The 22,723-nt window shown below is 46.3% G+C and carries 11 protein-coding genes; 10 read left to right on the top strand and 1 reads right to left on the bottom strand.

Going from position 1 to position 22,723, the window contains the following annotated elements; translation table 11 throughout:
* Positions 1–121 precede the first annotated feature (121 nt).
* From G9G54_RS09715 to G9G54_RS09695, 6 genes are all read left to right on the top strand, one after another.
* A complete protein-coding gene (locus G9G54_RS09715) occupies positions 122–1,672 on the top strand; it encodes a glycosyltransferase (protein ID WP_165177662.1) in 1,551 nt (516 codons plus the stop codon).
* 45 nt (positions 1,673–1,717) lie between these two features.
* Entirely contained in the window at positions 1,718–2,872 is a 1,155-nt protein-coding gene (gene rffA / locus G9G54_RS09710) for a dTDP-4-amino-4,6-dideoxygalactose transaminase (RefSeq protein ID WP_165177660.1), read from the top strand.
* Positions 2,866–3,591, top strand: coding sequence for a GNAT family N-acetyltransferase (locus tag G9G54_RS09705; RefSeq protein ID WP_165177658.1), 726 nt, complete (start codon positions 2,866–2,868; stop codon positions 3,589–3,591). The genes rffA and G9G54_RS09705 overlap by 7 nt, the downstream gene beginning before the upstream one ends.
* A 206-nt stretch (positions 3,592–3,797) precedes the next feature.
* The gene (locus G9G54_RS25580) at positions 3,798–3,998 is read left to right on the top strand and encodes a hypothetical protein (RefSeq protein WP_233903786.1); all 201 of its coding nucleotides are present in this window, start codon (positions 3,798–3,800) and stop codon (positions 3,996–3,998) included.
* A gap of 7 nt (positions 3,999–4,005) precedes the next feature.
* Positions 4,006–4,485, top strand: coding sequence for a hypothetical protein (locus tag G9G54_RS09700; RefSeq protein ID WP_238807882.1), 480 nt, complete (start codon positions 4,006–4,008; stop codon positions 4,483–4,485).
* Between the two features lie 262 nt (positions 4,486–4,747).
* Entirely contained in the window at positions 4,748–4,945 is a 198-nt protein-coding gene (locus tag G9G54_RS09695) for a cold shock domain-containing protein (RefSeq protein WP_013312263.1), read from the top strand.
* Positions 4,946–5,104: 159 nt separating this feature from the next.
* Here G9G54_RS09695 and G9G54_RS09690 read toward each other — a convergent pair whose 3' ends face one another.
* Positions 5,105–16,180 carry a DUF7507 domain-containing protein gene (locus tag G9G54_RS09690; protein ID WP_165177656.1) on the bottom strand — a complete coding sequence of 3,692 codons (11,076 nt, stop codon included), beginning with the start codon at positions 16,178–16,180 and terminating at the stop codon, positions 5,105–5,107.
* 435 nt (positions 16,181–16,615) lie between these two features.
* On the opposite strand from G9G54_RS09690, the gene hpf reads away from it, so the two are divergent.
* The 4 genes from hpf to G9G54_RS09670 all read left to right on the top strand — a co-directional run bounded on the left by hpf (position 16,616) and on the right by G9G54_RS09670 (position 22,667).
* Positions 16,616–17,176 (top strand): ribosome hibernation-promoting factor, HPF/YfiA family, encoded by a 561-nt coding sequence (gene hpf, locus G9G54_RS09685; RefSeq protein ID WP_013312261.1) that lies wholly within the window; start codon positions 16,616–16,618, stop codon positions 17,174–17,176.
* A 412-nt stretch (positions 17,177–17,588) separates the two neighbouring features.
* Entirely contained in the window at positions 17,589–20,039 is a 2,451-nt protein-coding gene (gene secA / locus G9G54_RS09680) for a preprotein translocase subunit SecA (protein WP_134903256.1), read from the top strand.
* A 517-nt stretch (positions 20,040–20,556) separates the two neighbouring features.
* Positions 20,557–21,670 (top strand): peptide chain release factor 2 gene (prfB, locus tag G9G54_RS09675; RefSeq protein WP_155765234.1). Its coding sequence is split into 2 segments (ribosomal slippage): positions 20,557–20,628 and positions 20,630–21,670, totalling 1,113 coding nucleotides; the frame shifts between segments, so codons are not numbered across the junction.
* A 97-nt stretch (positions 21,671–21,767) separates the two neighbouring features.
* On the top strand, positions 21,768–22,667 hold the full coding sequence (locus G9G54_RS09670; protein WP_165178332.1) for a YitT family protein: 900 nt from the start codon (positions 21,768–21,770) through the stop codon (positions 22,665–22,667).
* Positions 22,668–22,723: the final 56 nt, after the last annotated feature.

Below are 22,723 nucleotides of genomic sequence, written 5' to 3'. Positions count from 1 at the left end.
ATATCCAAAATTAGATTTGATTTGGGGCATGAAAAGGGAGATTAGGAGGATTGTTTGGCTTTCCACGCCTAAATTCGGTTTCCTTAACAAACCCTAATGATAGAATGAAAAGAGGTTCCTAATGAGCTATTCTGAGGCAACGCTTGAAATAGAAAAAATACTGTCAAATGATAAATTGTCGAATGTGGAAGTATACAAATTACTGGATCATGAACTAACCAAATTAATTGGAAACTTTGAAAGTATAAATTCAAATAGTCGTCAAGAGATAGTAACTGAAATCGAACAAATGATATCAGATTATAAGAATTGGGGAATATATTTAACGTCATTTTTACTCACCTGTACAATGGATCAGAAGTTTTTGGATGATATTTTTGAATATATAGAAAAAGAAGTAAGAATAGATGTGCTTCATTTTATTTACTGGCAAATTACGAGCTTTCTTTTTACTACTCCTAAGTTGAAAACAGAAAAAAATACTAACAGACTGAGAAGGATATATCGAAAATATTTTGAGTATTTTAATAGTCAAATTGCAAACGAGGCGAAATGGATTCCTTATGAAGAACGCAACAAAGATTTTGTAGTTGTTGTAGCTGGACAGGTGCTTTCTATGTTACATAGCCCAACACAAGTAGCACTAGATCATTGCAAAGCTTTATATAATCTCAAAAAAAATATTTTCCTTATCAATACCGCAGACATGCCCCGCTCTATAGCTATGCCTTATTTCGGAGCTGTCCTATCTAACTATGTTGAGGGGTACAATCAAACTGACAAGCTAATGTATGAAAATTTAAGTATTCCATTCTTTCAATGTCAAAAAGAAATGCCAAGTGGTAGCCAAATAATGGAGCTTATGCAAATGATATTGCATTTAAAGCCGCTCTTTGTTTTATCCATCTCAGGCTCAAATCTAAGCTCCGACTTATTCTCTAATTTTGTGCCCGTAATTACTCTGCCATTGGCTTATGATCTCCCTATCTCTGAGAGCACATTTTCAATTTTGCCAAGAAAAATAAACACAGCAGATTTGAACACGCTAGAAGAATTAAATAGGTCTCGAGAATCAGTTATTGAGAGTGTGTTTACTTATAAATATACGCCTCCACAGACTAAAATGCATAGAGAGTATTTGGGGTTAGCCGAGGATGATTTTGTATTGGCCGTAGTAGGTAATCGCCTTGATACGGAGCTAGACGATTCTTTTTTAACAGAACTAGACGATCTATTGAAATGTAATGATCATACCCGCATTATGTTTATAGGTGAACTTGAAAATTATAAAAAGATAACCAATCAGTATGTCACTCTTGAAAAACAATCTGTCCATGTCGGAGTTCAAAGGGACTTAGCCGCTGTTTATGAAGTGTGTGACGCGTATTTAAACACAGTTCGATCTGGAGGCGGTACTTCTGCTGCCATTGCTTTACGGCAAGGACTACCCGTTTTTACATATGCCTTCGGTGATGTTGCTCACACGGCAGGAGAGTACTATCATATTAACAGTTTTGATGATGTGAAGACATTTATAAAAAATTGGGAAAATCCTGTATTTAGGGAACGCGAAAGGTCTGTAGCAATAAATAGGGCGGATGAAATTTTTGACAGTGAAAAGGTTATGAGAGAAATTATAGAGACTATGACTAAATCACAACACTTTTATTAAGCTGCATGGGCTTTACCACATAATTTGCTGAAATGAGAGATGATAATGATAAATTTCAATGTACCGGCAATCGTAGGCAAAGAAGGAGAGTATGTCGAAAAGTCATTTTCTAGTGGACATCTTTCGGGGGATGGAGAATTTACGCGTTTATGTGCAAACTGGTTTGAAAGAACTTTTGATGTAAAAAAAACACTAATAACGACTTCTTGTACACATGCTCTGGAGATGGCTGCTATTCTCTTGGATATCCAACAGGGTGATGAAATTATCATGCCATCTTATACGTTTGTATCCACTGCCAATGCCTTTGTTTTAAGAGGAGCTAAGATTGTATTCGTGGATATTCGACCTGATACTATGAACATTAATGAAGATCTTATAGAAGATGGGATCACAGATAAAACAAAAGCAATTGTCCCAGTGCATTATGCTGGAGTAGCTTGTGATATGGATAAAATTTTAGAGTTGGCGAATAGATACAATTTGGCAGTTGTGGAGGATGCAGCACAAGGGATTCTTAGCGAATATAAAGGAAGGAAACTGGGTACCCTGGGTCACTTAGGATGTATCAGCTTTCACGAAACCAAGAATGTACATTGCGGGGAAGGTGGCGCTTTGTTAGTTAATGATGAAACATTTATGGAAAAGGCTGAAATAATACGTGAGAAAGGGACAAACAGATCTAAATTTTTTAGAGGTCAGGTAGATAAGTATACTTGGGTTGACATAGGTTCTTCCTACCTCCCTAGTGAACTGAACACTGCATTTTTAATGGCACAACTTGAAGCCTCAGAAATGATTACAAAGAATAGATTGGTTAGCTGGAATTTATATTTTAATCTATTACAGCCTTTGAGTGAATTAAATTTAATCGACGTACCATTTATACCTCTTAATAGTACCCATAATGCTCATATGTTTTATATTAAAGTAAGAGATTTAGAAATAAGAACCGAACTATTAAATTTTTTGAAAAGACATGAAATCATGGCTGTTTTTCATTATGTGCCGCTTCATAGTTCCGAGGCAGGATTAAAGCATAGTTCATTTATTGGTGAGGATGCCTATACAACTAGAGAGAGCGAACGCTTAATTAGATTACCTCTCTATTATAATATAAAAGAGTCAGATATAAATAAGATTGTAGATTGTATATACGATTTTTTTCGACAGTATAGTTGGAGGGATTTAGGATGCTAAGGCTTTTGCATTGGGATTCTATTTTTTTTGCTATGAATATGGCGGAAGTTTCTACTACTTCCCCAGTTACAAGCTCATATTTTCAACATGTGATAGAAAAGAATCAATTAGATTTTATACAAGCACTTTGTAAAATTGATGATATAACGACTATTCATTTTCTCGAAAAGGAAAATTTCCACTTAGCGGATACTAAAGTAACATTTGAGACTAGAATAGATACTAATGCACAGAATAAAAGTTCTCTTGTATTAGCAACGGAGCATGACTTTCCTGTTTTACAAAATATAATGACTGGATTATTTAAGGATAGTAGATATTCTTGTTATCCACATATTTTTAATATTGAAAAAGTGGATGAGTTATATAAACTATGGGTGAAAAAGTCTATTACTGGTGCGTTCGATGATTATTGTCTTGTCATTAAATTAAATGAAGAAATTATTGGATTTGTGACAATTAAAGAAAATCTAATAAATAGAAAGGCAAGAATCGGTCTTTTAGGAATTGATCTGAAACATCAAAGCAATGGAATGGGCGCGAAGTTGCTAACAGAATTAAAGGTGTTTCTTGAAAGTAGGCCGATTGAACAACTAGTAGTTTCAACACAAGGTCGAAATTACAATGCATTGAATTTATATATAAAGTGCAGTTATAGAATTCAAAAAATGGAAAGTTGGTATTATTGGACGAGGGATTCGAAAGAAGAGGTGCAATGAACCTTCCTAGCTTCCCCCGCCGACAGTGCTCTCTTTGTATGTTGATGGTGCTGATCAATACTCGTTCATAGATTCAATGTAAGATCGTCTAAGACGAAATCTTAGAATAAAGGATAATTAAGTATGTTATAGAATTAGTACATTATCCATAGGAATTATTTTCAATCTATGAATAATTTTAAATATTCTGAGAAGGGATGATGTTTATGAAGTGGGGAAAATACCTTTCTGGAATTTTATTAGCCATTTTAGTTTTAAGCATTATGTCAATAGCTCCAGCCTCAGTTGAGGCCAGCTCATCAAGTTTAACGGCGAAGGATACTGATACGTCACTTTCGCTTAATACGATTCAAGCGCTGGAACCTACCAGCACGACTGAGGCTGTACTTCCACAGGAACGGTTATAGTATCCACATGAATGCGGTCTCGCCAGCGGATACACCGATTAATGGTAAGGCGGCCAAGCTAACATCCTACTCTAACAATTTGTTATATACGGTCATTGAGTATCCAAACGGAGATATTAAGGTGAATGGGACCCAAATTGCCAATACAACGGTGGCAAACCCGAATTTGGAATGGTCAAGAGAATTCAACTTTTCAAATTATGCAAGCTCTGATAATGCTGTTTTGATTGTTCTAAATGCAGATACGCTTTTTACCTATTTTGAATCTGCATATAGTTCTGGCAATCCACCGTATCACAGTTCCTCTTTTGTTGACACCAGTGGCAGAACTACGCCGAGACGCCTGGATTTTATTGATATGGCTGGAGATCCAGACATTCTTGTGTATGATCTGGATACAAAGAAAGTAATTGATTTTGTAAGTAACTTGAATTACTACTATGCAAAAGGAATTGAGCCCCAGCCAACGGTAGTTTACTATAATTAAGTAAAAAAGAAATAACAAAAATTTTCAAAGTTTTTTCCCCTAGAAGTTTCAAACATTCACAAAGAGTTTACTATACAAGTATAGTAAACTCTTTTGCCTAATATATCATTTCAATCTATAGGAATAGGTCGCTTTGTAAAATTGGAATAACTATGAATGAAAACATTATCAATTCCAATTGACAATGGATAACTTTGGGTGGTATAGTCGGAAATGTGGGCGAGAGCTTCACTTCATTTGATGACGAAGGGAATGTTAGTGCATGCAAGGTAAAGTAAAATGGTTTAACGCAGAAAAAGGTTATGGTTTCATTGAAACGTCTGACGGCGGCGACGTATTTGTACATTTTTCCGCAATTCAAACAGAAGGCTTCAAAACACTTGAAGAAGGACAAGACGTGGAGTTCGACATTGTCGAAGGCGCACGTGGACCACAAGCCGCTAACGTAACCAAATTATAATCATCCCCGGCATAGCCGACCTACATAATTGGTAAGATGGTTAGCAATGGATAACGCGCTAGCAACTGCCCTGGAATATATTCCAGGGCTTTTTTATGTTTTCTAATTACATAAAAAAGCTCCTTACCCAGTGGTAAGGAGCTTAACACAATAGAACATTTACTCTAGAGAACCGTCAAAGTCAGCCATCTCCACAAAAATGGTATTGGAGGAGGCAGATTGTTTCTCTACGCTTCCGTCTGGATAACGGAATTGATAGCGCAGGATAACCTGGGCGATCAGATACGCGCGGAGCGCAGATTCGATGTCGAAAGAGAATACGATGACTGCTTTGTGGTTTGGATCAAGCCGACCTAACGGAATACCTTGGAGCAGGTTAGGATACGGAAGTGGCACAGAATTCACGGTGACAGTTCGTAGCAAAATGAAATCTTCGGCTGCAAATGGTGCAGTGAGCAAGAGCTCTTCCAGTGGGGTGTTTCCGATGTTTTCCACATGGACGGTGAAGGACAGGGTATCTTCTTGGCCGACACGCAAAGCGCTGGAGCTAAGCGTAAGTTTAGGGATGGCTGCAATAACGGTCACGCCGACGGTGTTAGTCTGGGAGGTTTTCTGAATGGTCTCTCCTCCACTACGACGTGAGGTATATTCGATGGTGGCCTGGTTGCTGAATGTTCCATCTGCAGGTGCTTCACGGATTTGTGCCTGTAATGTAATGGTGAGCGTCTCCCCTGGTGCAATATCCGGGAGCGTGATACCTGCAGCGGGATTAGCGCCTGGCTGTGCTTTTTCTTGAATAGTCAGGCTGTTGGGTACATAAATGAGTCCATGCGGCAACGGGTCTCTGAACAGCGGATACTGCGCTGTGATTCCCCCTTTGTTAGTAATCTGTATGGTGAAGGTGAGTGTGTCGCCTACAGAGGCATCCGTGGTATTCACCTTTTTAACTAATTCGAGCAGTGGGAATACAACTGGGATCGTAACGGTATTGGTATTCAATGTCCCCGATACGACTCTTCCTCCAGGTAACGTAAACGAGTAGGCAAAGGCAGCTTGATTTACGATGTAGCCAGATGGAGGCGTCTCCGATACGGTCACTTGATAAGTCAGTGTCAATGACTGTCCAGGTTCCACAGACCCAAGGCTAACACCGACAGCAGGATCGGCTCCCGACAGTGATTGACCGTTCAACTGTATGCTGTCAGGAATCAATAGAGTCCCGGCAGGAATGAAATGTTGCAGTGTAACTTCGGATGTTACGTTGCCAAAGTTGTTGAGCAGTACTGTATAAGTAAGGCTTTCTCCTGCGATGGCCTCCGTATTTTCCGTAGAGATACTTGCGGCAAGCTGTGGATCAAAAACAGTTATAGTCACGGTGTTGCTGGTAACCTCGCTCGCACCGTCACTGCCAGCATATTGAAGCCGTACGCTATTGTTTAGACGTCCTCCGAGAGGCAGAGACTGAACGTTCACGCTGTAGGATACATCGATTGTCTGTCCCGCCTGTAAGCTGCCGATAAATAATGGTTCACCCGGCTTGCTAGAAGCAGGTGGAGAACCGTTAATTCTCAAGCTATCCGGGTTTATGATGGTTCCATTCGGTACGTAATCGGCTAATACTACATCGGTAATGACCGAGCCTCCATCGTTAACGAGAGTCAGCTGATAAGGCACAGCATCCCCTAATGCGACAGTAGACACTGTTGTGCGTAGCACGGCTGACAAGGCTCCTTTAGTAGTAGGGGCTACTTTAACCGAGACAGAAGGTGAAGCAGTTACCAGATTCGTGCTTCGTCCGTCCGGCAGCTGGTAGGAGTAAGCCAGCGAAGCTTGATTCACCAGTGTGCCAGACTCGGAGGCACGAATGACAAGCGCGGAGAAGACGGTAGTCGTTTTTTCTCCTGGTGCGATGGTGCCTAGGGCAATGCCTTGCCCTGGACTGACCCCATATTGAGGGATTCCATTAACCGAAACAGAGCCAGGAACAAAAGAAAGCTCCGATGGCAATGAGTCCGTTAACAAGCCAAACGCACCGATATTTCCCGTATTTTCTGTGACGATAGAATAGGTGATGCTTTGGCCTGGCTGTACGCTCTCCGTGCTGGCTGTTTTCGTCAGTTTCACCACAGGCTGAAGTAAGGCAATGGTGACAGTATTGGACAAAACGGCACTCGCTTCTTCACCATTTGAGAGTAACAAGCGTGCCTGATTCGTACGTGGTCCTGGCTGTTCTGTCGCTGTGATACGGACATCAAAGGATATGACAGTCTTGGTATTCGCTTGTAACGGTGGCAAAGGTATGCCAGTGCCGGGATCGCTTTCTGCTACCGTAGATCCATTAATCTGAACTGAACCTGTAATAAACTCGATGTCCTCTGGCAAAGTGTCCAGCAAACGGGCATCTTGCACGGTATTCGTATCCTCGTTGAGGATCACGAGTTCATACGTCAAGGTATCGCCAGTAGTGGCGAAAGGTGAGCTTACGCTTTTGCTTAATGTGATGTCTAGCGGTGACACGGCAACCTCAACAATGTTGGATAAATGGAAACCGCCTGCCTCTCGTCCATCTGGTGCATTAAAGCGATAGTCTACCTCAGCCTGATCGACTAGTAGTACGGTTGCAGGGATGGAGGATACCAGCACTTGGAAAGTGATGGTTGCCGATTGTCCTGCTGGTATGGCTGGAGTCGGGATGCCAGAAACCGGGCTTGCACCGGGAGCTGCAATGCCATTAATCGAGACTGTGTTGGGAAGGAATACAGAGCCGTCTGGAATATTGTCACTTACAGTAGTCGAGGCTGCAATGTTACCCGTGTTGGATACGACAATCGTGTAAGTGATGATGTCTCCGACTGTGGCATTATTGGTATTGCTTGTTTTGACTGCTGTCAGGATCGGCTGGAAGACCGAAATGGTTATCACATTAGATGTTGAGCTGCCAGTAAATACTCCGTTGGTAAAGCTAACGGATGCCTGATTAGTTAATTGTGCCGGTGTTGGCAGGAAGTCGACTCGAACCTGGAACGTAACGGTAGTAACAGCTCCTGGAGCGAGCGTACCGATGGCAATACCAAAGCCAGGGTTTCCATCAGGGAAGGAAGTTCCGTTTATGGTAACACTCCCATTCACAAAGGAGCTTCCCGTCGCAATCATATCTGAAACCACTATATTACTGGCTGTACTGATCCCATTGTTGGAGACAGCCAGTGTGTAGGTGATGATATCGCCAATAATGGCGTCGGTAGCCGTCGTTCCTTTGACGATGCTAACGTCTGGTGAGGATACAGAGATACTAACTGAATTGGATACCGCAGATCCAGATACAGTTCTGCCATCTGGTGGTTGGAAAGTGAATGTGCCTGATGCCTGATCGACCAGTACCTGTGGATTAGGCAGAGTATTGATAACGGTTTGGAACGTTACAGATACCGTTCCGCCTGGCAGCACGGATCCAACTGGAACGCCAGTTTCGATGGACAATCCAGGTTGCGGACTGCCAGCAATGCTGACACTGTTGGCAAGGAAAGTCGATCCGGCCGGGATGTTATCGCTGATGGTAAGCGCTGCTGCAATATTGCCGCTATTCACGGCCGTAATCGTGTAGGTCAGTGTATCGCCGACGGAGGTGTTAAGAGTGCTGGATGCCTTAGTAATTGCAATTAACGGTTGGAACACAGGTACGATGAGTGGATCGGAAAAGGCAGTGCCAGTGAACGTTCCGCTAGTAAATGTGACGGCTGCAATATCTGTGAGCAGTGGTGGCTGCGGCAAAGACTGGACAGTCGTTTGGAAACTGACGACGAATGTATTTCCAGGTGCGACGTTTCCAATGGCAATTCCAGCAACCGGAGAGGCATTAGGGAAGGCTACTCCGTCGATTAGGACACTGCCCGGAACGATGGAGGTACCTGCAGGAATTGTATCGGTTACAACAGTATCTGTGACTGAATCCACACCGCTATTCGTGATGCTCAGTGTATATCTGATCGTATCTCCGACTACAGCGGCTGCCAGACTGGATGTTTTCGTCACCTGAATATTAGGTGCAGACACAGCAACATTGACTGTATTGGATGTGACGGAATCACTCAGCACCCTACCATCTGGCGGTGAGTACGTAAAGTTTGCTTGCCCTTGGTCGGTCAATACAGGCGGAGTTGGCAGAGACGAGACGATAGTTTGGAAGCTCACTGTAATACTGCCTGAAGGGGCCAGTGATCCGAGCGTTATGCCTGTAACTGGCGAAGCCCCTGGTACAAGGATGCCGTTAACGACTACGCTGTTAGGCAGTAGTTCAGAACCTGCAGGAATGTTATCCGACAGCACAGGTATAACGGCAATATTTCCGGTATTGGTGAGCGTCAGGGTGTAGACCAATGTTGATCCGATCTGTGTGTTGACGGTATTGACGGTTTTGGTCAGTCCGATGATCGGCTGATAAACGGGCAAGGTGACCGGATCGGATTGCGAAGACGAGGTCAACGCGCCCGAAGTAAAGCTGACGGTCGCTTGATTGGTTATTTGCGGCGGTTGCGGCAGACTAACGACGGAGACCTGGAATGTAACTGCTGCCGAACCACCTACAGCAATGGTGCCCACAGGGATACCGGAGCTTGGCGACGCAGCAGGCACCGAAGTTCCATTCACGGTTACGCTACCCGGAACAAAGCTGGTACCGGACGGTAGTGGATCAGATACAACGGCATTGACGACTTGACTGATTCCGTTATTCGTAGCAATCACAGTATACGTAATGGTATCTCCGACTACGGCATCTGTAGCGGAGGCTGTTTTGATAACGTCCACATCTGGCGAAGAGACCGAGACGGTCACAGACGGAGATACTGCACTTCCAGTCAGGACACGACCATCTGGAGGTTGGTAGCTGTAAGCTGCGGTCGCCTGATTGACCAATGTACCTGATGCGGGCAGTGAGGTAATGACTGCCTGAAAGGTCAGAGTGACAGTCGTAGCTGCACCTATGATACCTAATGGAATCCCAACACTTGGATCTGAACCAGGTGCGGCGGTGCCATTGATCACTACACTATTAGGTATAAAAGCAGCCCCTGCCGGAATGGGATCACTAAGGACGGTATCTGCGCCGATGTTTCCAGAGTTCGTAACGGAGAATGTATAGGTTACAGTATCTCCAACCGTAGCTCTTCCCGTTCCCGCGCTTTTAGTTACAGTGACGATCGGTTGATACACAGGGATGGTAACGGGATTGGATACCGAAAATCCGTTAAATACACCTGAAGTAAAGCTGACGGTCGCTTCATTGGTAATGGACGCTGGCGAAGGCAGTGATTGTACGTTAAGCAAAAAGCGAATGGTGGCTCCGCCCCCAGCTCCAAGCGTTCCGACAGGAATGCCGTTTTGCGGATTGGCTGTAACAACAGGAGTGCCATTGATTGTAACGCTGCCTGGGACAAAGGCAGTTCCAAAAGGAATGGAATCTGTGACGATTACGTTAGTAACCGGATCGAGTCCGTTATTGAATGCAGTTATGACATAGGGGATAGAATCACCCACGACAGCGACAGCCACATCAGCTGCCTTCGTGGCGGTAACATTCGGTGATGAGATCGGAATGGATACAGGTAGGGCTGCACCATTTCCGGTCAGCGTTCGTCCATCTGGTAGCTGGAACGTGTAGTTCACAGTGGCCTGGTTGGTTAGTATGGAGCCAGGTGGTACTGATATGACCACAGCGCTAAACGAGACGGTTACCGTTGCACCTGGGGCGACCGAACCGATATTAATGCCTGTAATCGGGTCTGCTCCGGGAATGGGCGAACCGTTGACCAGTACGCTATTTTGATTCAGGCTAAGCGAGCTGGACAACAGATCAAGCACGACCGTTTCTGCAGGCGCGTTGCCGGTATTGGTTACAGTGATGAAAAAACCAAGTGTATTCCCTACGGTTGCACGATCTGCACTGAGGGTATTGGTTACATTCAAGATCGGCTGTAATACAGGCAGGCTGACCTGATTCGAGACGGATTGACCTGCAAAAGCCCCGGAATTAAAAGAGACCGTTGCCTGATCCGTTGACAAACCTGACACTGGCAAGGATGTTACCGTGGTCTGGAAGGTGACCGTTACTGAGCTGGCGGCAGGGACAATGCCTACGGATACGCCTGTGGCGATGTTGGCGCCCGATATAGTGACACCATTGACTTGTACGGAATTAGGTATAAAAGTAGTGCCATCAGCAATCGGGTCGATAAAGACAGTTCCCGTCACGGGTGTAATGCCGCTATTTACTGCATTAATGGTATACGTAATGGTATCGCCGAAGGCAACAGAAGTCTGATTGACCGTTTTGGTCACGGTGACATTCGGATTGGATACGGGAATGAACACCGGATTCGATTGTGCGCTCCCATTTAATGTGCGGCCGTCAGGTGGCTGGAAGGTGAATGTGGCCGAACCTTGATTTAATAGACCCAGACCAGCAGGGACAGCGTTAATGACCACTTGAAAGGTAAGGGCGACAGAAGCCCCTGCTGCAATGTTTCCGACCACTATCCCTGATTGAGGATTGGCTCCAGCAACAGGCAGACCGTTCACGGTGACGCTATTCGGTATAAAGGAGGAGCCTGATGGAATGGCATCGGTGAAGGTGGCGGTCGCTGCTAGATTACCTGTATTTTGGGCGGTGAGTGTATAGACTACGGTGTCGCCTACCGTTGCTTGACTCGTATTTGCGATTTTAACAAGACTGATAATAGGCTGGTAAACAGGGACGACAACTGTGTTAGAGAGTGATGTGAAATTCAGTGTACCGCTGGTAAAAGAAACTGTAGCCTGATCACTCAGCTGAGGTGGGTCAGGCAGGCTGTTGACAGACACGGAAAAGGTGACGGTTGTTGACGCTCCAGCAGCGACGGAACCGATTGGTATCCCCGTTAAGGGGCTGGCTGACGGCAATGTCGTTCCATTTACAATAACCGAGCCAGGAACAAAGGTGGAGCCCGACGAGATCGTATCGTTTACTCGAACATCCGTCACGGTTTGGACTCCGCTATTGGTAGCTGTAATGGTATAAGTTATTGTATCACCGGGAACTGCGTCAGCTACCGAAGCACTTTTACTTACCTGTACATTGGGTGATGATACAGGAATTGTGACAATATTGGACGAAACATTGCCGTTAACAATCCGGCCATCCGGCGGTTGAAAGGAAAAGCTGATATTCGCCTGGTCGGTGAGTTGGGGAGGTAAAGGCACGGAAGTAATCACCACCTGAAAAGTTGTTTGAGTCACGGCTCCAGGTGCAATGGAGCCAATAGACAGACCTGTTTCGGGACTGGCACCGGGAATAGGAACACCGTTGACAACCACACTGTTCGGTACCAGTGCTGAGCCTGCGGGGATATTGTCTATCAATGTGGCAGCAGCTGCAATATTACCGCTGTTGGTTACTGTCACAGAGTACGTTACGATGTTTCCGACAGTGGCTGATATAGGCTCAGCGGTTTTGCTTACGCTTAACACCGGAGCGTTCAAAGCCACTGCCACCGGGTTAGATACGGATACCCCTGAAAAAGCACTGCTGGTGTAGCTGACACGCGATTGATTGGTGAGCTGCGGCGGACTTGGCAATGGAGAGGATACCATTGCTCTGAAAGTGATCGTAGCTCCCCCTCCAGCGGCAATGCTCCCAATTACGATACCTAAAGACGGATCTCCACTGGCTATTGTGGAGCCATTCAGCGTTACGCTACCCGCAGTGAATCGAGAGCCGGCCGGGATAGGATCGGAAACGACCACATTGCTCACGGTCTGGATTCCGTTGTTGAGTACGGTCAGGGTGTATAACACCGAATCACCCGGAATGGCGGTGGAACGGTCTGCAGTCTTCGAAATGGACACATTCGGCGCTGACACAGGAATGGATAACACGTTGGACGATGTGCTATCTGTTCGCACCCGCCCATCGGGCAACGTAAAGGAAATGGCGGCGGTGGTCTGGTCTGTCAGTTGGGATGGTGTTGGAAGAGAAGCCACTACAGTTTGGAATGTCAATGTGATAGGGCTTTGCGGCGACACGGTTCCGATGAAAATACCTGCTGCTGGACTGGCTCCGGGCTGACTAACGCCATTGATTACCACGCTGTTTTCCATAAATGTGGACCCGGCAGGAATAGCATCTGTCAGCGTTACAGAAGCGTTATAATTGCCGCTGTTCGTGACCAACAATGTGTACAGAATCGTGTCGCCTATCGTAGCGGCTGTTGTATTTGCAGATTTGGCCACACTGATGCGAGGCTGATAAACCGGCACAGAGACGGTATTTGTCTGGGATGTTCCGGTAAAAGCACCGCTGGTGAAGCTGACACTGGCTGTGTTTTGCAGCGGCTGTACGGACGGAACGGCATTGACCAGCACAGCATAGGACACCTGTACGGATGCGCCTGCGCCAATGGTGCCGACTGGAATGCCACTTCTTGGGTCGGCTGTGCTAACAGGTGAACCACCGACGGTTACACTCCCGGGTACAAATGACACGCTGCCGGGGAGTGGATCGGTGATCACGGTGTTTGTGATGGGGTCAATTCCGTTATTTACGGCGTTCACGCTGTAGGTCAGCGTTTCGCCAACACTAACGGATGTGAATCCCGCAGACTTGGTTACTGCTACGTTGGGAAGCGAAATCGATACGGAAACAATATTGGAAAGAAGCGAGCCCGAGAGGGTTCTTCCGTCTTGCAACTGATATGAATATTGGAGCAGGCCCTGATCGTTTAACCCACCCCCGGGTGGTAGGGAATCCACTGTCGTCCGGAATGAGACTGTAATTTGTGCACCAGGGCTTACGGTGCCCACTGAAATTCCCGTATTAGGATTGGCGCCTGGCACTGAGGACCCGCCGACAATGACGCTTCCGGGAATAAAGGTGGAGCCTGTCGGTACAGTTTCCGTCAAGGTTGTGTTTAATACGGCTGTTCCGGTATTAGCGATGAGAAATGAATAAGTAATCGTCCCGCCAACGCTGGCACGGTTGGAGCTGGCGCTTTTGGTAATCGTCGGCGCTGCAATAACGACTGGTATGGTTACAAGATTGGACAAAGATGATCCGGTAAAGGCCCCGGAAGTGAAGCTGACAGTTGCACGATTGTTGATCTGTGCAGGAGAAGACAGAGAATTAATAGCTGCCCGAAATACAACCGTAACCGATGCGCCTGGAGCTAAAGTGCCGATCGGAATACCGTTCACAGGTGTAGCAGTCGCAGAAGCAGTTCCGTTCACGGTGACGCTACCAGGTACAAAGGCAACTCCGTTTGGCAGCGGATCGGTAACGACTACATTGGTCACATTGGCGATTCCGTTGTTTGTGGCGGTTATGGTGAATTGAACAGTCTCTCCGACTGCGGCAGCCGCCAGGGAAGAGGCTTTTGTCACGGTCACATTTGGTGAGGATACGGGAATGGTGAGCGTGTTAGACGTGCCGCTTCCGTTCAATACACGTCCGTCAGGCGGTGTGAAGGTATACGTGTAAGCCGCCTGATCGGTCAGATTACCAGAGGCGGGGACCACGTTGACGAGGGTCTGGAAGGTCACGGGTATAGTAGCACCTGTATTAATCGTTCCTACTGAAAAACCAGTAGTGGGATTGGCAGCAGGCACGGAAGAACCACCAATGGTCACACTTCCCGGTATGAAAGATGATCCGGCGGGAATGCTCTCTGAAAAGCTGAGATTTGCAGCAATGCTGCCCGTGTTGGATATCTGAAACGTGTACGTAATCGTATCTCCAGCTGTAGCAGCCGTTGTATTGGCACTTTTAACAATCCCGATGACGGGCTGGTAGATTGGTGTACTGGCAGTGTTGGACGGAACGTTGCCAGAAATGACAGGTCCTCCAGGCACGGTTTGGAAGGAAAAGGATGCCGATGCCTGATTGCCCAGCTGGGTGTTTGCTGGCAATGAAGTGACGGTTGCACGGAATGTAATGGTCACCGTGGAAGCAGGAGCTACACTGCCCACTGTGATACCTGTAGCGGGATTGGCCGTTGGCTGGGCTGTGCCCGCGACAACAACACTGCCGGGTACGAAGGTAGCCCCGGCTGGTATGGTATCGGTAAGCACTGTGTTGGAAGCACTGACGAGCCCCGTATTCGAAATGTTAACCGTATAGGTAACTGTATCGCCAATAACCAAGCCTGTAGAGCTGGCAGTTTTGGTCAGGGTCACCAGCGGAGCATTGATATCAATTTGAATGGCATTGGCATTTACAGTGTAAATGTCGCCATTTGTTGTCAGCTGGAGGACGCCTGTGGTTTGGCTGTTGAGCAGCGTGGAGGAAATATCGACATTGGTAATGTCCCAGCCTTGCCTTCCGCCCGTCACCTGCGTTCCAGGTGCCCCATTCACGGCATTAGTTGTACCGAAGGTCCCGGTCGTGACCAATGTACCGTCGTCTCCGTTTATTTGAGAAGCGAAAAAATTAGTTGAAAAATTATTAGGCCCAGACAGCGCAGTCAAACTGGATGTGGTAGGTCCAAACAACGCACGATCACCAGTGATGTCCACGTCACCCTCTTGGGCGCTAATCAGCGCCCTACCACGCAAAGTCCCCTGTACGGGCGTAGCAAAGCCACTCACCACCACATTGACCGAGCCTGTAGCGGTACTGACCCCTTCACCACCAACGCGTAGCGACAGGTTACGGAAGGGCAGAGATGGGTTATTGTACACCACAGCCAGCGTCCAGCCGGCATGGTTGGTGTTGGTGGAATCGGGAACCGTGATGGTGCCCGTTACATTTCCGACCGTGTATGCCCCTGCACCGCCTTGAATGACTAGATTTGTGACATTCGCTGTTCTCACATAGGTACTGAGACTGGTGACGTTGACTGATGTTGCAGATTCAGGACTGACCGTAGTAGATAAAGCAGGTGTCTGAAATGTGACCGGGTTGTTGGTGCTGGATAATACATTGGTACTGCCGTTGGCATAACTTCCTCCCCAAATAAGCTCAGCGTACAGCACCGTACTGCCCACAGGAAGCACAAGGAATGCTGTGGATGAGTTACTGGTAAAGGCAGAAGTCGTACCGAATGGATACGTGCCGAAGCGAGAGGCTGTATTGGTTGTGATGAACGCGCCAATGCTGGTCGTTGTTCCCGGCACTCCTACCGAATTAGAGCGTGCCAGACCAAGTGTATTCCCTATAAAGGTGACAGCCCCCGTCTGGTTCGTTACGTAACGCTGAATAAAAGCCATGGATTAGCTTCCTACTTTCCATCTCTTCCAAATCCGTTATCTTGGGATCTCCGTATAGGGAAGAGCCAGCTAGGCTGGGTGTAATAATCCTTTCGTATAAATTGTCTGGGTTGTAACCAGGCCTTGCATACCGCACAAGTCCATGTACCTGTCCAGCGGGAAAGGGACACCCCCTTTTTCGATAAAAATCGCTTAGCATGAAGCCCAAAATAGTTGTTTGTCATGACGTCAGCGGAGCAATATTCGTATATGCACTCATTATTCACATATGTATGCAAGTCGATTTTAAACATACCTGTTTTCAAAGAATGACGTTATGGGAAGCGTTTTAGCGAAAAAAGAAGAATTTTGTAAAGTAGCTTCGAAAGGTTGGTCTCTTTTTTTACTTGGCGTTAACATATGTGCTATACTGAAGGGGCAAAGGAGGCGTGCCCTATGAACTTAACAGTACGAGGTCAACAGATCGAGGTTACCGACGCTTTGAAGGACTACGTTGATAAGAAATTCAGCAGACTTGAAAAGTATTTCGATGCACCCCCGACGTCTGATGGAAGTGTAACGTTAAGCACAACCAGAGATTTGCACACTGTAGAAGTAACCATTCCTTTGCCGGGGCTTGTACTCCGTGCCGAAGACGAGAGCGATGACATGTATGCATCCATTGATGCCGTAGTAGACAAGCTTGAACGGCAAATTCGCAAGCACAAAACCAAGCTAAACCGAAAATTCCGTCAGGAAGGCAGTTTGAAAACCCTTTTTGTGGAAGATCCGGCAGGTGGCGTGGCTGTTGCTGAAGATGAGGATGTAGAACTGGATGAGCTGGAAGTCGTCCGCACCAAGCGTTTCTTATTGAAACCTATGGATGTGGAAGAAGCTATTCTTCAAATGAACATGGTTGGACATAATTTCTTTGTATTTTCCAATATAGACAACGAAGAAGTTAACGTAGTTTACAAGCGCAATGATGGTAAATACGGTCTGATCGAACGGGAATAGCCTGTAAGTAGGAACTTTTTACATTTTAAAATGAATAGAACGATTTCGATTGAAGCATGCTTCATGGATATTAGGAAAATGAAAACAACACGAGCCTTATCCTTGCGAACCTGGCGGGATAGGGCTCTTTTATATGTTTTTTTTGTAAATGTAAGGAAAATTTAACTTGGATAAGTGTAACCAAGTTGTGTATTTCGTGCGTCAATTGTTTTGGTATCTTTAACCGGATGCAAATCTGGAGGCTGCTTGTGTTGCGGCATGTCCTACAAACTGTTACAATTTATGCAAAGAACATCGCACGATGGGCTGGTACAGCCGGGCCTGTCAAACATATCGGGAATCAATTTCATCATGGACCCTTTCTTATTGTGAAATTGATTCTATTAATTGTTTTGCGTGAAAGGGGTAAACCATGCTAGGAATTGTTAAGAAAATCTTCGGAGATACCAATGAACGTGATGTCAAGCGTTTAATGAAGACGGTTGAACTGATCAATAAGATAGAGCCGGATTTCGAAAAGCTCTCGGATGAGGAGTTGCAAGCGAAGACGGCGGAATTTAAAGCTCGGGTCGAACAAGGAACTACGGCTGAAGAAATTTTGCCGGAAGCTTTTGCAACTGTTCGCGAAGCGTCCAAACGGGTGCTGGGTAAACGTCATTATGACGTACAGATGCTCGGCGGTATTGCGCTGCATGAAGGTAAAATTGCCGAAATGAAAACCGGTGAGGGTAAAACACTGGTAGGAACACTGCCAGTTTATTTGAATGCTCTGTTGGGCAAAGGCGTGCACGTGGTTACGGTCAATGACTATTTGGCGCAACGTGACAGCGGAGAAATGGGACAGATTTATAACTTCCTGGGAATGTCCGTAGGGCTGAATTTGGCCAACATGGATCATGCCGCCAAGCAGGAAGCGTATGCTTGTGACATCACGTACGGTACAAACAATGAGTTCGGGTTCGATTATCTGCGCGATAATATGGTGCTTTACAAAGAGCAGATGGTACAACGTCCGTTGTACTTCTGTATCATTGATGAGGTCGATTCCATTCTCGTCGATGAAGCCCGTACACCATTGATTATTTCAGGACAAGCTCAGAAATCGACAGAGCTGTATTTCGCGGCCGACCGTTTTGTGAAGAGCCTGAATGTTGAAGAAGATTACACGCTGGATATTAAGGTGAAGTCAGTTGCTTTGACCGAAAACGGCGTATCCAAGGCCGAGAATTTCTTTGGTCTCGAAAACTTGTACGATCAGGAAAGTGTTACAATCAATCATCACATTGTACAGGCATTGAAGGCTAATGCTATTATGCGTTTGGATGTGGACTATGTCGTAGCTGACGGTGAAGTTCTGATTGTCGATGAGTTTACAGGTCGTCTGATGGCTGGACGCCGTTATAGTGATGGTCTGCATCAAGCCATTGAAGCGAAGGAAAACATCATTGTACAAAATGAAAGCATGACGCTAGCGACGATTACATTCCAAAACTATTTCCGTATGTACCGCAAATTGGCGGGGATGACGGGTACAGCGAAAACAGAAGAAGAAGAATTCAAAAAAATATATGGTCTGGAAGTGCTCCAAATTCCGACGAATCGCCCCAACCAGCGTGTGGATATGCCTGACGTAGTGTACAAGAGCGTAAAAGGCAAATTCCATGCAGTGGTAGATGAAATCCTGGAGCGCAACAAAAAGAACCAACCGATATTAGTAGGTACGGTTTCTATTGAAAACTCGGAGCTTCTTTCTGAAATGCTGAAACGCAAAGGCGTTCGTCACAAAGTGCTTAACGCCAAGTATCATGCTGAGGAAGCTGAGATTATTTCCCGTGCAGGTGAAGCTGGCGCAGTTACTATCGCTACCAACATGGCTGGACGCGGTACTGACATCGTACTGGGCGAAGGCGTATCAGAACTTGGTGGTTTGCACATCATCGGTACAGAACGTCATGAATCCCGTCGTATTGATAATCAGCTTCGCGGACGTGCAGGACGTCAGGGTGATCCGGGTTCCACACAGTTTTACTTATCGCTGGGCGATGAGTTGATGAAGCGTTTTGGTGCGGACAACGTACTGAATATGATGGAGCGGTTGGGTTTCGAGGAAGATCAACCTATCGAGAGCCGTATGATTACACGTGCTATCGAATCAGCTCAAAAACGTGTCGAAGGCAACAACTTTGATCAGCGTAAAGTCGTTCTCCAGTATGATGATGTAATGAACCAGCAGCGTGCTATTATTTACAAGCAACGCCGTGAGGTGCTGGAATCAGAAAACATCAAGGAAATTGTGTTTGACATGATCAAGCCTGTCATTGAGCGTGTGGTGGAAGCTCATTGCGGTGATGACATTCCTGAAAACTGGGAACTTGAAGAAGTAGCAGAGTATGTGAACAACAACCTGCTTGAGGAAAATACACTTACGCGTGACGACCTGTGGGGCAAGGAAAAAGAGGAGATCGTGGATATGATCTTCGAAAAAGTGACCAACAGATACCACAGCCGTGAAGAAATGATTGGCGAAGATATGGTACGCGAGTTCGAGAAAGTTATCGTACTGCGTGCAGTCGATAGCAAATGGATGGACCATATTGATGCTATGGATCAATTGCGTCAAGGTATTCACTTGCGTGCTTACGGCGGTACCGATCCGCTGCGCGAATATCAATTTGAAGGCTTCGAAATGTTCCATGCTATGATTGCTAGCATCCAAGAGGAAGTAGCGACATACATCATGAAAGCACAAATTGAATCCAATCAAGAGCGTCAAGCTGTCATCGACGAAGACAAAATCTCGACGAGTGGTGAACCCGCGGCTCCTAAAAAGAAATCCGCTCCTTCGCGTCCGCGTAGAAAATAACGGATTGAAATTAAGGGAGAAATCTTGAGATACACTATTCCCTGCAGTGCATATAATGGCAGGCGGCAGTTCAACCACTGACCGTCGGCCATTTTGTGCCATACAGGGGTGAGACTGATGTATTCAACTTAGAGTTCTTCTGTTTAAGGGTCAGTTTGAATATTGATGAATGGCTAGATTGCTCTCAATTCTTTTAAAACAATTATGACAAACAAGCAGATCCCTGCTTGCTTGTCAGTTAATTAGCTCTTGACTCGGCTTCACATACCAGAGCCGATTATTTAAAAGTCGTTTGACTTTACGGCGGTTGGTAGCGAAGCGGAGGATTTGAATCTGGAGAAGCGTCAGCGTTCGCCTTTGCAGTGAGATGCCCACCTTTGAATGTGTTAATCCAATCAAGGGCATCTCGCTGCAACAGCGATCGTAAGATCAAATCATTCGCGCAGCGCCTACCCACCAGCCGTAACTCACAACGCTTTTACTCCCCCTAACCATATATTAAAAGGAGAATGACATCATGATTGATCCAAGTGTAAAGCATGATTTGCGAGAAATAGGCAAGAAACTAACAAACCTTAGGGGGTCTCTTTGACTTAGATCTCAAACAGGAAATGATCGCAAACTTTGAAGTAAAGATGGCTGCACCTGACTTTTGGGATGATAATGATAAGGCTCAAGGTGTAATTGCAGAAATGAACGCTGTTAAGTCATCAGTAGACAGCTATGAACAGCTTCGTCAGGAATATGAAGACGCTGGTATGATGGCTGAGCTGGCTGATGAGGAAGGCGATGAAACACTGGCTGGAGAGATCGAGAACAGTGTCACTTCTCTGCTGAGCAAGCTTCAGGAGTTTGAATTGCAATTGCTTTTGAATCAGCCGTATGACAAACTTAATGCCATTCTGGAGTTGCATCCGGGAGCAGGCGGAACTGAGTCCCAAGACTGGGGGCAAATGTTGCTACGGATGTATACACGCTGGGCTGAAAAACGGGGCTTTAAGGTAGAGACCCTGGATTATCTAGCGGGTGATGAAGCAGGGATTAAGAGCGTAACACTATTGATTAAAGGTTATAATGCCTACGGCTATTTGAAAGCGGAGAAAGGCGTGCATCGGCTGGTTCGTATCTCTCCATTTGATTCCTCCGGCCGTCGGCATACATCGTTCGTATCCTGTGATGTGGTGCCTGAAATTGCGGATGATGTGGACATTGAAATCCGCACGGAAGATCTCAAAATTGATACGTACCGGGCCAGTGGTGCGGGCGGTCAGCATATTAATACGACCGATTCAGCCGTTCGGATTACGCATTTACCTTCCGGTATTGTCGTGACCTGTCAGAATGAACGTTCCCAGATCAAGAACCGAGAGCGTGCCATGACGATGCTCCGTTCCAAGCTCTACGAGCGTAAGATCGAAGAGCAACGTCAGCAATTGGACGAAATCCGCGGAGAACAGTCCGATATTGCATGGGGTAGCCAAATTCGCTCCTACGTGTTCCATCCATACAGCATGGTTAAGGATCACCGTACTAGCGTGGAGACTGGCAACGTAGGAGCTGTCATGGATGGCGATCTCGATCCATTCATCGATGGTTACCTGCGCAGCCAAATTAAGCTGGACGCAGAATAATAGCCTGTACGTTTTCCTACAGTCCGCAGACCATGTGCCTGCGGACTGTAGGAATTTTTGTGTAACGGTATTTTTTAACTAAAGGAGAACACGAATGATGTTTCAATTGAATCCTCCCGCTGCCCGCCGAAGACGACGCAAGCCTCTGATTGCCGCCAGCGGACCCGCACGCAACGTGACCGATATTTTGCTGATTATACTCGGCTCTTTCATTACAGCGCTGACCTTTAACATGTTCTTGCTCCCAAACCGGATTGCATCCGGGGGTGTATCGGGCTTGTCAATCTTGGGCGAGGACCTGTTTGGCCTGGAACCCGCCTATACGCAGTGGGGAATGAATATTCCGTTATTTATAGCAGGGGTCCTGCTGTTAGGGAAAAAATACGGTTTACGTTCTCTGCTGGGAAGTATTATGCTCCCGCTGTTCGTTTATGTGACGAAGGACTGGGCAGTACCGACAACAAATCCGTTGCTGGCTTCGCTATATGGTGGAATCGGAGTAGGGTTGGGTTTGGGTACCGTGTTTCGGGGCAGGGGCTCGACGGGTGGACTGGCTATTTTGGCGCAGATTATTCAAAAGTATACGGGGTTTAGTCTTTCTCTCTGTGTCATGTTGATGGATGGCACAGTGATTACACTGGCTGGTTTCGCCCTCTCGCCGGAACGGGCGCTGTATGCGTTGATCGGCTTGTTTGTAACGGGCAAGGTCATTGATGCCGTGGAAATGGGACTGAGCTACTCCAAAGTGGCTTACATCATATCGAGTCAGAAAGAAACGATCACGCAGGCTATTTTGCAGGATCTGGACCGGGGATTGACAGAACTGGCGGGACGGGGCGGTTACACGAACGAAGAACGTCCTGTGCTTATGGTTGTAGTCGGACAAAACGAGGTAACTCGCCTTAAAACGCTCGTCCGTTTGGTAGACCCGGAGGCTTTTGTGATTATTAGTAATACTCGTGAGGTATTGGGTGAAGGGTTTAAGAAGGAAAGCTGAAACCAAGAGGGCCTTCGGAGGCATGCTCTTAACTGAATCCATGCAGGAGAGCCCAC

This window comes from Paenibacillus sp. EKM212P (assembly GCF_011066115.1).
GTDB lineage: Bacteria > Bacillota > Bacilli > Paenibacillales > Paenibacillaceae > Paenibacillus > Paenibacillus polymyxa_B.
Note: the sequence above shows the minus strand (reverse complement) of the source record. Positions and strands in the feature narration are given on the sequence as shown.